Origin of the sequence: Bacillus inaquosorum KCTC 13429, assembly GCF_000332645.1 — a bacterium.
Lineage (GTDB): Bacteria > Bacillota > Bacilli > Bacillales > Bacillaceae > Bacillus > Bacillus inaquosorum.
This window is the reverse complement of record NZ_AMXN01000006.1, coordinates 243,137-257,398: the sequence shown is the minus strand read 5'-3', so window position 1 is coordinate 257,398 and position 14,262 is coordinate 243,137. Positions and strand designations below refer to the sequence as shown.

Here is a 14,262-nt window from a genome sequence, read left to right as displayed (position 1 = left end):
TTATTAATGGAGGAATCATCATGAGAGGAATTCTTTCGATCTTCGTTTTTATCATCGTGCTCGCGGGCTGCTCATCGAACGCCAATACAGAAAAACAAAGTGCGGGCGGGGAGCAAGCGGTAAAAGCCACACCGCAAAGCACATCATCTCAAAAAGACAGCATAGATGAGTATCAGCCTAATTCCCAAGTAACCGATGACCGGTCATTGCTGAAGGTGGGCCAAACGTTTTCTGATGATAAGGGAAAAGCTGTTTTAAAGGATATCAAGCAAGTGAATCAAACATATAAGATTGGCGACGTGGAGTTAACAGTAAAAGAAATGAAGCTGATCCATTTGCGCCCGGACTACAGCATGATTGATTACTTTCATGTGTTAACACACGATGAAGAGTTTGATTTCGTTAAGGTCTTTGTTGACATCAAGAACACATCTTCAAAGAAAGTAAATGTTGCGCCGATTGCCTTGATGAAAACAAATACAGGGGAAACTTTTGATTGGAACAAAGATATTTATCTTGAAGAGTTAAATGGCGAATTGGAAGGCGGAGCCGAAAAGTCCGGAAATCTCGGCTTTATTGTGAACGCATCAAGCGGCCATGCTCATGACGAAGATGCTGATGATAAGAAGAAAGCAAAAGAGATCAAATGGATCGAAATCACAACAAGTGACGTCTTTGACCAAAATCATAAGAAAATCAGTGATGCTCAAAAGATCAAAATCAAGTTTTAAATGATGAACTCCCGTACCTGGTACGGGAGTTCTTTTTTTATCTGTTTTTTTGGCGAATCAATTCATCAATCCGCTCCATCACTTCATCCATGTCCATACACTCTTGGAAGCTTTGATTGATTTTTTTAATGCCTTCCGTATATTGATCATGATGTAAAACCGCTTCTACGCCCTGTTTTAATTTTTGTGTATCGACTTCATCTTTAGAGATGACATGGCCTGCATGGAGTTCAGAAAGGCGCTGCGCCACCATCGGCTGATCCTTGTCATGCGGCATTACAACCAGAGGCACATTGAAATGAATGCCTTCATTTACGCTGTTCATTCCCCCGTGTGTAATGAAAACATCAGCTTGCTCCAGCACTTCCAGCTGAGGGACATACGGGGCGATGATAAAGTTTTCCGGCGCCTGCTTTAATTTGGTCAGATCCGCTTTTTCTCCGGCAGCGATAACGACTTTTCCGTTAAAGCCAGAAAATGCATCAATACAGAGGTTGAAAAATTCCTCCGTATTGTCCAGAACAGTCCCCATTGAAATATAAATGACCTTTTCAGCTTTTAACTGTTCAATCGGGAAATCTGTTTTTTCCGCTCTCTTTGGAAAGCTGGGGCCGATAAACAAACATTCATCCCCAAAACGATCGCTTTCAGGCTGAAAATAACGGCTTGTATACACTACATTCAATTCCCCTTTATTGTTCATGAATTGAACCAGATTTTTCGGGGCAACACCGTACGTTTCTTTCATTCTTTCTAAAAGATCTTCGCACTCTTGATCCAATTCAAGCGGCGCTCCAGATTCCGGATGCAGCGGCAGGATTTTCAGATGCTCTTCGCCAAACAGGAAAGACGCTGATGAAGAGACCCCTGGAATATCTAAGAAATCCCTCACCAATTCACCCGCACCGAATTTATCATAATACACAAAATCAAATTGAATGTTCTTAGATAAGTCTTTCACAATATGTAAAATGTCCAGCGAGGTTTTGATATGGATTTTCAAGAAATCAAGAATGCCATTGGGCGAACCGATATGAATAGGTGTTGTTCGCAGCAGATCCTGGTGAAGATGGACAGTTGCTCCCGCCGCTTCTAATCGTTTTTTATATTTTTCAGTGGAAATATAGTGGACATCATATCCCTTATCGGAAAACGCTTTTGTGATTCCTAAGGTAGGATTCACATGGCCTTCCGCAGGAAAATTTAAAATCAATACTGTCTTCATTTTGACAACTCCCTCTCATATCGTATTCTGAAACTTTGTTTGATCAGACTACACTACTAATCGTAAAATGGGGACGTATCGCCATGCAAGGGACAAATGATTGAACTATTCTGCTGCTCTGGACTTAAATCAAAAAAAGACACCAAGCTTTGGTGTCTTTTTTATACCTTTCTGATCGTAAAAAATTTCCGCAGAAGCCACGGGCCTGGCGTGAAGCCCAAGGTTAACTGCCAAGCGCCTATGGCTTGCAACCCGTATTCGCGGACGATCAGCATCTTCTGGCTCATGCTCCTGACATCTTCAAACCATACCTCATGCGTTCGCCCCTGCTGATCTCTGTACCGGAAAAAAGGTGATTGATATTCGGTTGAATATTGTATCGGGCTTTGGTACTTCATCGCTGTTTCGATTGCGTTTTGATTTGAAATGGCTGAAGCAACTGTGCCCGGCTGGTAGGGGATGATCCAGTCGTATCCGTAGAGCGGGACTCCGATAATGATTTTTCTGCTCGGCACCTGCGCAATCGCAAACTCAATGGTTCTCCTGATCTCAGTAATCGGAGCTACAGGGCCCGGCTCACTCCCGGCATGATGCCAATCATAAGCCATGATAAACATATAATTGACAACCGCTCCAATCCCTCCGTAATCGTAGCCTCTCAGCCATGGAATATTATCGCTTGTTTTTGCCGGAACAGCTATCGTCAGCACATAGCCTCCAGCCTGAAGGCGATCTCTCAGCTGACGTAAAAAACCAGTGAAAAGATCCCGATCTGCGGCGCTCACCTGTTCAAAATCGATTGTCACACCCCCATATCCCCTTGTGGAAACTAAGTAATAAATATTGTTGACCAGGTTGGTTCTCGCTGTCGGATTATTCAGGACTTGGTGAACGAGTTCTGTACTGAACCCTGCCGATGTAAGGTTGGTTATGGTGGCCAGCGGTGTCACTCGCCTTTGCCATGTTGTCTCAATAGCGGCCGCATCATCTAACTGGTTTGCAATGTCGCCGTTAGGTGCAATATGGTATTCGAAAATAGAAATCGAAGACGAGTATGGCGCATAATCATTGATTAACGCCCGGTCGAGCTCAGGACTTCGGAGAACATAAAAGCTTAACGTACCCGCAATGTAATTTGAGATAGATGGAATCGTTATCTTCATTCCTGCCTGTAAAGCATTTGGACTGATGCCCGGGTTTGCGGCTCGCAGCCGCTCTAGTGGAACAAACGCTTTTGCCGCAATGGCGGTCAGCGTGTCTCCCGGCTGAACGGTATATACATAAAGAGGGATAAGGAGAGCCTGCCCCGGCACTATATTCGTTTCATCTAAACCATTCACACCCCGGATTTGATCAACAGAAGCACCGTATCTTCTGCCTATGGAAAACAGAGAATCACCAGGCCCGACGATATGGATAAACATGTTTAACCCCCATTATTCGTTAGTCAATCCATCATAAAATCTTATTAATCGGTTTCCTTATATATGTTGGTGAACACATAAAAAATACCAAGGGGTCAGCTCCCCCCTTGGTACCGGATCACGCATATCAATTCTCTTTTCCTTCTTCAAGCACACGCTTCAAATGCTCACAGTCATGATTGAAATGAGCCATCACATACTGTTTGGCTGCTTCTTTGTTTTTCTTTTTCACTTCTTCAAATATCTTGCGGTGTTCACTCAGGATCGTTTCTGCACGGTGGTCACCAGTATAATTAAGGATTCTGCAAAAGTGAATCAGATCATTTACATGCTCAAGCAAATTTTTCAAATGTCTGTTATGGCTAAAATCGACAAGCAGCTCATGAAACCTTTGGTTTAAACTGATGATTTCCGTATCTTCCGTTCCGTTGTGAATGGCTTTTTCTGTTTCTTCAAGCTGTTTTTCAAGTATGGCAAGCTCTTCCTCATTCGCTTCGTCTATGACTAACTCGACTGCCAGCTGCTCCAGCGGGATTCTGATTTTATAAATCTCATCTACATCTTTTGCCGTTAACGACGTGATAGAAAATCCATTTCGGTCATCTGCTTTTAACAACCCGTCTTTCTCAAGCAGCCGCATGGCTTCTCTTATCGGAGAGCGGCTGACGCCAAAGCTTTTCGCCAGCTGTGTTTCGTTTATCCGTTCCCCCGGCTTAAAAGTCCCGTTGAAAATCATTTTTTTCAGCTGGTTATAAAATTGCAGGTAGTAAGGAGTCGGCTTGTCTAATTTAAAATCGTCCATATATAATACCTCTTTTGAATATATTCAGGGGCTTTTCTTCATCAAAATCATATAACAGATGGTAAAGGGAAGCAACAAACTGCCTTGTCAGATCTCAAAATTTGAGGTACGATATGTTTGCTGAACGACGGTCGACGGACTACTGGCAACTGTTTTTCATCGCCAATAGGACACCATACCTCCGCCAGAATAGCGCACTTATTTTATTTGATCTTTTCAATGGAGGAAAAAATATGCTCATCATTTTTGTTATGTTTCTTCTCGGTATTATTTTAGGCTTTATTGGTGCCGGAGGAGCAGGCTTTGTCATTGCCCTTTTAACTCTTCTCTTCCATGTTCCGATTCATACGGCTTTAGGCACTTCCCTCGCCGGGATGGCTTTCACCAGCTTATCAGGGGCGTACAGCCACTATCGTGAAGGGAACATTCAAATGAAAATCGGCTTAACAGTCGGATGCTTTGCTGCGGTCGGCTCATTTTTCGGCGCCAAGCTGACATCTTTCATTCCGGCTGATTTGCTTCATTACATGACGGCTGGGATGTTATTTTTATCAGCGATTCTCATTTTAATCAGATTGTTTCTTTTAAAAGAGAAGGCACAAGTGAATCAAAGCACTCTTTCAACGTATACGAGAGCGGTCATCTTAGGAATTGTAGCCGGCGTTCTTTCCGGCACATTCGGCATCGGGTCAGCGCCTTTTATTCAGATCGGTTTAATGATTATGCTGAACCTGTCCATCCGCCATTCTGTCGGAACGACGATGCTTGTAATCATCCCTCTCGCGGTAGGAGGAGGCATCGGATATATCACAGAAGGATTTGTTGATTATGTATTGCTGATCAAGGTTCTGGTCGGCACAATGTGCGGTGCCTATGTAGGCGCGAAATTCACCAACCTTATGCCAAAGGTGGTCCTGAAATCGGCCATCTTTTTGACCCCGGCGATTGCGGGCCTGCTGTTGTTATTCTAATAAGACAAAAAAACCTGACATATTGTCAGGTTTTTTATTTATTGGTTCTGCTCTGCTCGTTCTTTCGTTAATCCAAAAAACGCCAGCGAGCCGATGACAGCTGTCACAAACATGATCGCTCCCATCGGGATGGCTGTTGTCTCATTAATGCCCACAAGCGGCGACACGATCGAACCGAGGAGCAGCGGCAGCATTCCTAGCAGCGCACTTGCACTTCCGGCACGATGCCCCTGCTTCTCCATGGCCAGCGTAAACGTACTGGTCAGAACCATGCCAATTGTAATCATGTAAATGAAAATGGATATGACTAATGTGGCAAGAGGGCCGTGAATCATGGTCATGGTCAAAAGCACAGCAGTCGCAATCATAGCCGTAATGACCGCCATGCGAAGCAAGTTCTTTTCATGAATGATTCCGCCAAAGCGCCCGATAATAAAACTGCCCGATATAATTGCCAGGCCGTTAATGCCGAAAAGAATGCTAAACACCTGCGGAGACACCCCATAGATATCCTGGTATACAAATGGTGTACCAGATACATAAGCAAAGCTTCCCCCGTGAATAAATCCGACAGTTAACGCGTACCCCATAAAGGATCGATCCTTCAGCAGGCTGCCCATCGTTTTAACAGATGTGCCGATTGAGCTTGGAATCCGTTTTTCTGGCGGCAGCGTTTCTTTTAATCTCAATGCAATCAGAAGAACAAGTAAAAATCCGATAATCGTTAACACATGAAAAATCGTATGCCACGTTGCAAATGGCAAAAGCAAAATGGCACCGCCTGTCATAGGCGCAACCATTGGCGCAACAGCTGTAATGACCATTAACAGCGAGAAAAATTTAGAAAGCTCTCTGCCTGTAAATACATCGCGAACGATGGCCCGAGACAGCACAAGCCCTGCGGAAGCGGTAAACCCCTGTAAAAAACGCGCAGCCACTAATGTTGTAATGTTGGGCGATAGCGCACAAAACAGAGAAGATAATGCAAATAAAAATATACAGATTAATAGCGGTTTCCGTCTTCCCTGCGCATCACTGACCGGCCCGACAATCAGCTGGCCGATGGTAAGCCCGACCAGACAGGCTGTTAAACTTAACTGTACAAGTGAAGCACTTGCTGATAAATCATCCGCGATTTCAGGAAAACTCGGCAAATACATATCTATATTAAGCGGGCCCAATATAGCAAGCATGCCGAGCAGAAACGCCAATGCCAAGCGTTCTTTTCCAGTTGGATTGTGCAGCATGTTATCAAACCTTCCCTTCAACCTAGTCCCTTATATAAAATGGATGTCAACTCCAACGATGGATTGAAGCTGTAAAACATTTGTATATTGTATCATAACTTTCAGTCTGTGAAAGCCGCTTAAAGCTTGAACGAAAGACACAAAAAGATCAGGATCTGCTGCCCTGATCTTTTGAGTTCCGATATAGCTCTGTTCTATGCCCATAACCGCAAACCCGCCATAAGAAGAACACCGCTGATCACAGTAATGGATAAACTTTTCGTTTTCATCGCAATCAAGAGAGTCGGGATCAGGATGACGGCTACAGGCCAATTCAATTGAAGAGAATCATTTGACTGAATCATACAATCCTTTACGACAAGTGCTGTCAATATACACACCGGTACATAGGATAGCCACTTGAGGACGGGCTCCGGCAAAGTGATACTCCGAACAACTAAAAAGGGAATGACGCGGGGAATCATCGTGACCAGCGCACAGCCGATAATCACCATCAAGATGTATGTATTGACACTCATTTATCAGTCACCACCCCGATTGTTGCTACGATGACCGTTGATATGATGACAGCAAGATGAGACGGCATAAAGAAAGAAAAAACAACCATGGCAATCACCATATAGATAATAAGAGATACATAATGTTTAAGCTTCGCCGGCACAACATGTTCCAGTTGAAGAACCAGCAGCGCTAAAAACATAGCCGTCACCGCAAAATCAAGTCCGAACGATTCCGGATCGGTAATCCACTTGCCAAAAACAGCACCTGCCACACAGGAAAGCACCCAGCATGCATACGCAGTAAGATTTAAACCGAACATCCAGCGGTCGTTAATCGGCTCTTTTTTAACAATCTTATTTGAAGCAACACCGAACGATTCATCTGTTACCATCATGCCGATCCCTACATTTTTCGCCAGTGAATACTTTGAAAAATGAGGAGCAAGCGCGGCACTTAGTAGAAAATTCCGCAAATTCACAATAAACGTTGTCAGAATAATGGCTGACATTGGGCTGTTCGCCGCTAACAACGCACACATAATGAACTGGGCGCCGCCTGCAAAAACCAATCCTGACATTAACACAATTTCCATTACGCTTAAATGCGACGCAACCCCCACGATTCCGAGAGCCAAGCCTACACTGATGTAACCGACCAGCGTCGGAACACAATCTTGAAATCCCTGCAGGAATGTTGGCTCGTCAGTTTTTGCATGAGTCATTTCTTTTTCAGATATCATTCTGTTCTCCTCCTCGTCTAACATATTATACACACGTATGTTATAACTGACAATAGAATGTGATAACAGACTTCCATATGTTATAATAAAGCGAATATGGACGTAAGGAGATACATGTATGGATGATATCCAAGCCATTATCGCAATGAATCTAGTCAAACTTAGAAAAAACAGAAACCTGACCCTTGATCAAGTTTCTGAATTAACGGGTGTCAGCAAAGCGATGCTCGGACAAATCGAAAAAGGGAAATCAACCCCGACTGTCACCACGCTATGGAAGATCGCAAACGGGCTTCAAGTATCCTTTTCTGTATTTCTAAAAGAAGACAAACCAAAAGTTAGAAAAATCAACCTGCAGGATATCGAACCTGTTACAGATAATGAAGAAAACTACAGCGTCTACCCTTTTTTCCCTTACAATCCTGAAACAAAGTTTGAAATTTACGTTGTGGATCTGAAACCTGGATGTATACATGAAGCAAAAACACATTTAGGAGAAGAATATATTTTAATTAAAGAAGGCGAATTAACAGTCATTCTGCAGGGTCAGGAGCATATGCTCGCTTCCGGAGACGCCTTGCAGTTTACAGGGTCAACCCCGCACAGCTACATCAATTCATCTGAAGAAACGGCCAGTTTTTTTCTGCTGATGTCTTATCCTGAGCCGCAAGGGTGACAAACAACCTCTCAGCTTAAATCGCTGGGAGGTTTTTCATATGTGCAAATGGCTTGCAAGATGAAAGCATTCGTTGTATATTAATTGACGTGTCAATCATTGATGTATCAATTAATAGTTTTGACAAGAAAGAAGGGATGAGTTTTGGCATCATTTTGTTCAGAGGAAGCCGAGATTTTATATCAGCTGCAAGGCGTGAACAAGGTGATTGGCATGAAGTTCGAGGCATGCACGGGCATCAGCCAATCTCGTTTGGAATTGCTGACATTGCTTTATCATGCAGATGAGATCAGTCAAAGCGACCTTCAAAAGAAAGTAAATATAGATAGCGCAGCCGTCACTAGACACCTAAAACAGCTGGAAGCCAAAGGCATGGTATCAAGACGGCGCAAGCCTGAGGACAATCGCATCACCCTTGTTCGGTTAACAGACCAAGGAAGAGAGCGAATCGAGTCTTCTAAGAAAGAAAAGGAGCGTTTCATGAAGGAAATGCTCGCAAATGTAAGTACAGAAGAGCGCTGCCTGCTCATTGATGTGCTGGCGCGCATGCGGAACAACATAGACAATATTGAAGCATAAGAGGAGTGTATCAACATGATCAAAACAAATGATTTTATGGAGATTATGAAAGGACGCCGTTCCATTCGCAACTATGATCCGACAGTAAAAATCACTAAAGAAGAGATGACAGAAATCTTAGAGGAAGCAACAACTGCGCCATCTTCTGTTAACGCGCAGCCATGGCGTTTTCTCGTCATTGACAGCCCGGAAGGAAAAGAAAAGCTCGCACCGCTTGCAAGCTTTAACCAAACACAAGTCACAACATCATCTGCTGTCATTGCTGTGTTTGCAGACATGAACAATGCAGACTACTTAGAAGAAATCTATTCAAAAGCTGTGGAACTCGGTTACATGCCGCAGGAGGTCAAAGACAGACAAATCGCTGCGCTGACCGCTCATTTTGAAAAGCTTCCTGCACAGGTGAACCGCGAAACGATCCTGATTGACGGAGGCCTCGTTTCGATGCAGCTAATGCTGACTGCACGCGCACACGGCTACGATACAAACCCGATCGGCGGATACGATAAAGAAAACATCGCGGAAACCTTTGGATTAGATAAAGAACGTTATGTACCGGTTATGCTTCTTTCTATCGGAAAAGCAGCAGACGAAGGCTATGCTTCCTACCGTCTGCCGATTGATACAATTGCAGAATGGAAATAAAACAAAGAGCCCAGGAATATTTTCCGGGCTCTTTGTTTTAAATAAAGCCGCCGTTCACGCGGATCGTCTGGCCTGTGATCCATTGTGATTTTTCACTTACAAGGAACTCGATGACATTTGCAATATCTTCGGGTTCACCAATACGGCCGAGTGCGATGGTCTTTTTCAAACCTTCAATTTGCTGCTCGGTTTTACCTACAGTGAACAGCTCAGTGTTCACCGGCCCCGGCGCAACCGCGTTAATGGTGATTTGCTTTACTGCTAATTCTTTTGCAAGCTGGCGGGTGAATTGCTCAACCGCACCTTTTGTTCCCGCATACACGCTGTACGTCGGAAACATTTGACCGACGACGGATGTCGAGAAGTTGATGATTCTCCCCTTCTCCTCCATGTATTTCATCGCTTGCTGGCAGGCGAAAAACGTTCCTTTTACATTGAGATTAAACTGCTTGTCGAAGTCTTCCTCTGTTACTTTTTCGATTGGCTGATAAATATTGACACCCGCATTGTTGATGAGAATATCTACTTTTCCAAAGGCCTCGATGGTTTTTGTAAATAACGACTCGACGCCGGCTACCCGGCTGAGATCGGCTTGGATGGCTACAGCTTCTCCGCCCTTTTTCTTGATGCCTTCCACAACCTCTTCCGCTTTTTCCGGGCTGCTTGAATAATTGACTGCTACTTTGATGCCGAGATCAGCCAGCTGTTCGGCAATTGCACGACCGATTCCCCTTGAAGCTCCAGTTACAATCGCTGTTTTTCCTTTTACCGGTTCCATGTATGTCACCCTCCGATTGATTACGATTTTTTCGTGAAAGCTAAAAAACCATTTTCAAGCAATGACCAAACACTTTCAAATTCCTCTTCAATCGTATCTTTTTTCCACTCGTACGCATGAGCGGGATGATGAAAACGTTCTGTAGCGTAAAAAATGCCTCGTGCCAGTTCCTCATGATCATTTGATTTCGTGTCACAGTCATTCAAAAGAACACTCAATTGCTTGACCATATGAACAATGCTTTTGTTGACCAGCTCAGAGCATTCACCCGTTACTTTCGCATACATGGCAAATAATTCTTCATCTTCTGAAGCATAATACCGCTTTAGATCAAACAATTTCTTGATATAAGCTTTTACATGCGCAGCGCCATTTAGAGAAGAATCCTCATATACAGCGGTAAGAGGCACGCTGATCTTTTCATTCAGCCACATTTCAGTCGCCGCTTCCAGAATCTCTTTTTTGCTTTTGAAATGGCGGTAGATCGTTCCATGGCTTACATGTAATGCTTTCGCTACATCTGTGATTGATGTTTTGGCGACACCAAAACGCCTTAGTGTTTCTTCTGTCGCTATCAGTATTTGTTTTTTGGTTAACACGTCACCATCTGAAGATCTGTTCATAGTGCTGCGGCTTTTCAGGGCCGCATGAGACACCTCCTTGAGGACATCTTAGCAAAACCGCAAACAAATGACAAATATTCATTTTTGTCATTTGTCATAAAAAAAGAGTGATGAACTATTCATCACTCTTCTCTTGGTTATTCTTTTGTTTTCTTCCTGCCGAACGGCCACCAGTTGCCTTCGCCAAAGGTCGCGATGATTGCCGGAATGAAGAGCGGAAGGATGACAAGACCGTAAAGCAAGAGCCCGATAATGATGACACTTGCCACCTGCATCAGCGTATTGACGCCTGAAGGCATCATCGCCGCGAACGTTCCAGCCAAAATAATGGCCGCTGTAATAATGACGGATCCCATTTTGCTCATTGATCTGATAACACCTTGCTCAATGCCCATATGCACCTCTTCCTTAAATCGGTCCAGCAAGAAGATCGAATAATCTACCCCTAACGCGATCAAGATGACAAAGCTGAAGAACGGTACTGCCCAGCTGACGCCGGCGTTTCCTAAGCCGTTTACAAAAATCAATTCTGTTATGGATATCGACGTATAGTACGTGAGCAGCAGTGACGCGATCATATAGATCGGCATAATCATTGAGCGGAACAAAATGGTTAACACAATAAACAGGCCAATAATCATGATCACCATTGTTCTGGAGAAGTCCGTTGTGGACAGCTCTTTTAAGTCCGCATTCATACTCGTGACCCCGCCGTATACAATCTGTACATCCTCGAGAGAAGTGCCGTCAACTTCGTTTGCTACAGCTTTTTTGATTTGATTTATTGTCGTAATGGCTTGTTCTGAATAAGGATTGGAATCCAAGACGACGCTTAATTGCACGCCTTTGCCGTCTGCAAAGGAATATTGGTCAATTGACTTCTTAAAGTCTTTATCTTTCATCACTTGATCAGGAATGAATATCCCTGTATCCCTTACGGCTGAGCTTTTACTCATATCCTCTAACATATCACTGGAAGCTGTTATGCCGTCAGTGATTTTCGTCAGGCCATCATTTGCGCTCTTCACACCTTCGGCAAGCTTCTTCAGGCTTTCCACCAGCGTTCCTGCTTGTGCCTGCTGGCCTGAGAGCTGCTGGTTTGCTTGTTCAAGGCCGATTTGAATCTGACCAAGCTGTCCGCTGATTGCCGTAAGCTGCTGTACGGTCTGTGCGGTATTGCCGGTTTGGGAAATCTGTTTGCCCACTAGCTGCAGCTGCTGATTGATTTTGCCTAAGCCGTCTGCCGCATCGCCCAGTGAACCGCCGGAGCTGCTATTTGAGGCTGAGCCGGTTTGCCCCGCCATTTGATTGAGTCCGTTTTCTATATCCGTTAAACCGCTTTGGACATCGGCAATTCCTTTTACCGTCTTATCGAGCCCGTCTGAAACCGAGCCTAGCTGTTTATCAATATATAAATCTTTGATTTTTTCACCAGTCGGCTGCGTGATGGTCATGACAGAGTCAACATGATCGACTTTCTCAATCGCTTTGCTGATATTTCCGAGATAAGGGATTGTATCAGCTGTTGTGAGATCTTTGTCTCCTTTCACGACAACATTGATCGGGAACGCTTTCCCTTCACCGAATCCGTCCTTGATGGCCTTGAGAGCTTTGATTGATTTATAATCGCTGCTGATTTCCGCAGTCGAATCAAATGAAATCTGGTCATCATAGGTCAGAATGAACGGAAGCGTGATAACTATCGTGATGACAATGAACAGAAACGGACGCACAACGGAATGTCTCCCGAGAAACGCCCATAATTTATTGTCACTGTGAGACAGCACTTTCTTAGAAGGCCAGAATAATTTTTCACCCAGCGTCACCATAAATAATGGCAGCAGTGTGTAGAGGATGATCATTAAGATTCCAACACCGACTGCGACTCCTACTGCGGATTGGAAAATCGCAAACTTCGCAAATCCTAAGGCGGAAAATCCGATCAATACCGCAAATCCGCTGATAAATAAGGTTTTTCCTCCTGTACGGTAAGCGATAAACGCCGCTTCTTTTTTGTCATGACCGTTTGCCAATTCTTCACGGAATCGGGTAAGAAGCAGAATGCAGTAATCTGTCCCGATACCGAACAGGATGGCGACTAAGAAGGTTTGCGTAAACGTTGAGATAGGAAAATCAACATTGTACACAAGGATCCCCAAAATGGATTGACTGATCAGATAAGAGAAACCGACAATCACAATCGGGATAAAAGGCGTCACAACAGATCGGAACACGATCAGCAGTAAACCGATGATCAAGCAGACGGTGATTACTTCCGTTTTCTTGAGCCCTTCCTCTGAGCTGTGAGCGAAATCCTGATTGATGAGAGAAGCTCCCGTAATATATGCGGTCAAATCATCAGGAACGATTTTATAAATGTCATCCGCGATTTTTTCCGCCTTTTTATCAGAACCTGTAATCGTGACAGGAATGAGGACGGTTTTCTTATCTTTTGAAATTAATTGGTCTTTGACTTCTTTTTCAGCTGTCAAAGGAGACGTTACCTCTTCTACACCGTCGATCTTTTTGATTTTATCGACCATTGTGCGGAGCTGGTCCTCTGTTTCTTTCTTCAAAGCGTGGTCTAATGTAAAGACAACACTGATCGAATTATTGTCTTCTCCCGCTTGTTTTAAAATGGCGTTTGCTCTTTCTGAAACGGCATCAGCGGGAAGCTGGGCCTGCCCCTTTTGATTGGCCAGCTCCGTTAAGTTCGGAGAAAACAAACTCAATGCGACGGTAAGTGCTAATATAACGGCTGCAATTGCCCACTTGAATTTGATGATTGCTCTCATTCGGCAGGATCTCCTCCTTTAAATTTGCTTTTTAGAATGGTGAATATCTCTATGATGGAATTTAAGTGTTCCTCATCTATATCATCGATCAGCCCTTTGAGAGCGTTAAAGATGGCTGAATCTAATTCTTCTAGTATGGTTTCACCGCTGGTTGTGATGTTAATTAGCTTAGAGCGCTTATCACTCTTGGCCGGACAGTCATCCCATTCAACTAATCCCTTATCGAGCAGCTTTTTCAGTCTGTTCGAAATCGCGCTCTTATGTACATTTTGATACATGGCCAGGCTGCCGGGAGAGGTTGGGCCCTTGACTTTTAAAATTTTTAACAGGTCCGCCTGTTCCCTTGAGATATGCTTGAAGACATCCTGATTGATTTCACGATGCACAAACTCTGTCCCTTCAAGTAATACTTCTACAAACAGGTTTATCGCCTGACATAGCTTTTGTTCATTCAACATCTTCCCCTCCTCATTATAGTTTACCCCTGTAAACTTTATGATCAATGTCAATTAGTTTATTCCCCTAA

General features: G+C 43.9%; 15 protein-coding genes. 5 read left to right on the top strand and 10 right to left on the bottom strand.

Annotated features, from left to right (window positions below; all coding sequences use genetic code 11):
• Window positions 1-20 precede the first annotated feature (20 nt).
• Window positions 21-731: a DUF4352 domain-containing protein gene (locus BSI_RS05015; protein WP_032732239.1), complete on the top strand. Its 711-nt coding sequence runs from the start codon at window positions 21-23 to the stop codon at window positions 729-731.
• Window positions 732-768: 37 nt separating this feature from the next.
• Here BSI_RS05015 and BSI_RS05020 read toward each other — a convergent pair whose 3' ends face one another.
• The 3 genes from BSI_RS05020 to BSI_RS05030 all read right to left on the bottom strand — a co-directional run bounded on the left by BSI_RS05020 (window position 769) and on the right by BSI_RS05030 (window position 4,182).
• Complete coding sequence (locus tag BSI_RS05020) at window positions 769-1,956, bottom strand: macrolide family glycosyltransferase (RefSeq protein ID WP_003240617.1); 1,188 nt, start codon at window positions 1,954-1,956, stop codon at window positions 769-771.
• 161 nt (window positions 1,957-2,117) lie between these two features.
• Window positions 2,118-3,380, bottom strand: coding sequence for a glycoside hydrolase family 18 protein (locus tag BSI_RS05025; RefSeq protein WP_003240616.1), 1,263 nt, complete (start codon window positions 3,378-3,380; stop codon window positions 2,118-2,120).
• 127 nt (window positions 3,381-3,507) lie between these two features.
• Complete coding sequence (locus BSI_RS05030) at window positions 3,508-4,182, bottom strand: GntR family transcriptional regulator (protein WP_003240615.1); 675 nt, start codon at window positions 4,180-4,182, stop codon at window positions 3,508-3,510.
• A gap of 233 nt (window positions 4,183-4,415) precedes the next feature.
• On the opposite strand from BSI_RS05030, the gene BSI_RS05035 reads away from it, so the two are divergent.
• Complete coding sequence (locus BSI_RS05035; protein WP_003240614.1) at window positions 4,416-5,153, top strand: sulfite exporter TauE/SafE family protein; 738 nt, start codon at window positions 4,416-4,418, stop codon at window positions 5,151-5,153.
• A gap of 38 nt (window positions 5,154-5,191) precedes the next feature.
• On the opposite strand, the gene BSI_RS05040 is transcribed toward BSI_RS05035, so the two are convergent.
• The 3 genes from BSI_RS05040 to BSI_RS05050 all read right to left on the bottom strand — a co-directional run bounded on the left by BSI_RS05040 (window position 5,192) and on the right by BSI_RS05050 (window position 7,640).
• On the bottom strand, window positions 5,192-6,400 hold the full coding sequence (locus tag BSI_RS05040; RefSeq protein WP_003240613.1) for a Bcr/CflA family multidrug efflux MFS transporter: 1,209 nt from the start codon (window positions 6,398-6,400) through the stop codon (window positions 5,192-5,194).
• A gap of 194 nt (window positions 6,401-6,594) precedes the next feature.
• Entirely contained in the window at window positions 6,595-6,918 is a 324-nt protein-coding gene (locus tag BSI_RS05045) for a branched-chain amino acid transport AzlD family protein (RefSeq protein ID WP_003240611.1), read from the bottom strand.
• Window positions 6,915-7,640: an AzlC family ABC transporter permease gene (locus BSI_RS05050; RefSeq protein WP_003240610.1), complete on the bottom strand. Its 726-nt coding sequence runs from the start codon at window positions 7,638-7,640 to the stop codon at window positions 6,915-6,917. Before BSI_RS05050 ends, BSI_RS05045 begins: the two co-directional genes overlap by 4 nt.
• 118 nt (window positions 7,641-7,758) lie before the next feature.
• Here BSI_RS05050 and BSI_RS05055 point away from each other — a divergent pair, with 118 nt between their 5' ends.
• The 3 genes from BSI_RS05055 to BSI_RS05065 all read left to right on the top strand — a co-directional run bounded on the left by BSI_RS05055 (window position 7,759) and on the right by BSI_RS05065 (window position 9,540).
• A complete protein-coding gene (locus BSI_RS05055) occupies window positions 7,759-8,316 on the top strand; it encodes a helix-turn-helix domain-containing protein (protein WP_003240609.1) in 558 nt (185 codons plus the stop codon).
• Between the two features lie 144 nt (window positions 8,317-8,460).
• Complete coding sequence (locus tag BSI_RS05060; protein ID WP_003240608.1) at window positions 8,461-8,895, top strand: MarR family transcriptional regulator; 435 nt, start codon at window positions 8,461-8,463, stop codon at window positions 8,893-8,895.
• Between the two features lie 15 nt (window positions 8,896-8,910).
• A complete protein-coding gene (locus tag BSI_RS05065) occupies window positions 8,911-9,540 on the top strand; it encodes a nitroreductase family protein (protein ID WP_003240607.1) in 630 nt (209 codons plus the stop codon).
• A gap of 37 nt (window positions 9,541-9,577) precedes the next feature.
• On the opposite strand, the gene BSI_RS05070 is transcribed toward BSI_RS05065, so the two are convergent.
• The 4 genes from BSI_RS05070 to BSI_RS05085 all read right to left on the bottom strand — a co-directional run bounded on the left by BSI_RS05070 (window position 9,578) and on the right by BSI_RS05085 (window position 14,191).
• Window positions 9,578-10,318 carry an SDR family oxidoreductase gene (locus BSI_RS05070; RefSeq protein WP_003240606.1) on the bottom strand — a complete coding sequence of 247 codons (741 nt, stop codon included), beginning with the start codon at window positions 10,316-10,318 and terminating at the stop codon, window positions 9,578-9,580.
• A gap of 20 nt (window positions 10,319-10,338) precedes the next feature.
• Entirely contained in the window at window positions 10,339-10,941 is a 603-nt protein-coding gene (locus BSI_RS05075) for a TetR/AcrR family transcriptional regulator (RefSeq protein WP_032732238.1), read from the bottom strand.
• Between the two features lie 137 nt (window positions 10,942-11,078).
• Complete coding sequence (locus BSI_RS05080; protein WP_003240604.1) at window positions 11,079-13,736, bottom strand: MMPL family transporter; 2,658 nt, start codon at window positions 13,734-13,736, stop codon at window positions 11,079-11,081.
• Entirely contained in the window at window positions 13,733-14,191 is a 459-nt protein-coding gene (locus BSI_RS05085; protein WP_029316777.1) for a MarR family transcriptional regulator, read from the bottom strand. Before BSI_RS05085 ends, BSI_RS05080 begins: the two co-directional genes overlap by 4 nt.
• Window positions 14,192-14,262 lie beyond the last annotated feature (71 nt).

Bases quoted from the DNA above. Each gene is read 5' to 3' on its own strand.
- BSI_RS05050 (WP_003240610.1), bottom strand. From the start codon at position 7,640: ATGATATCTGAAAAAGAAATGACTCATGCAAAAACTGACGAGCCAACA.
- BSI_RS05045 (WP_003240611.1), bottom strand. From the start codon at position 6,918: ATGAGTGTCAATACATACATCTTGATGGTGATTATCGGCTGTGCGCTG.
- BSI_RS05020 (WP_003240617.1), bottom strand. From the start codon at position 1,956: ATGAAGACAGTATTGATTTTAAATTTTCCTGCGGAAGGCCATGTGAAT.
- BSI_RS05015 (WP_032732239.1), top strand. From the start codon at position 21: ATGAGAGGAATTCTTTCGATCTTCGTTTTTATCATCGTGCTCGCGGGC.
- BSI_RS05035 (WP_003240614.1), top strand. From the start codon at position 4,416: ATGCTCATCATTTTTGTTATGTTTCTTCTCGGTATTATTTTAGGCTTT.
- BSI_RS05025 (WP_003240616.1), bottom strand. From the start codon at position 3,380: ATGTTTATCCATATCGTCGGGCCTGGTGATTCTCTGTTTTCCATAGGC.
- BSI_RS05065 (WP_003240607.1), top strand. From the start codon at position 8,911: ATGATCAAAACAAATGATTTTATGGAGATTATGAAAGGACGCCGTTCC.
- BSI_RS05070 (WP_003240606.1), bottom strand. From the start codon at position 10,318: ATGGAACCGGTAAAAGGAAAAACAGCGATTGTAACTGGAGCTTCAAGG.
- BSI_RS05075 (WP_032732238.1), bottom strand. From the start codon at position 10,941: ATGAACAGATCTTCAGATGGTGACGTGTTAACCAAAAAACAAATACTG.
- BSI_RS05030 (WP_003240615.1), bottom strand. From the start codon at position 4,182: ATGGACGATTTTAAATTAGACAAGCCGACTCCTTACTACCTGCAATTT.
- BSI_RS05080 (WP_003240604.1), bottom strand. From the start codon at position 13,736: ATGAGAGCAATCATCAAATTCAAGTGGGCAATTGCAGCCGTTATATTA.
- BSI_RS05055 (WP_003240609.1), top strand. From the start codon at position 7,759: ATGGATGATATCCAAGCCATTATCGCAATGAATCTAGTCAAACTTAGA.
- BSI_RS05040 (WP_003240613.1), bottom strand. From the start codon at position 6,400: ATGCTGCACAATCCAACTGGAAAAGAACGCTTGGCATTGGCGTTTCTG.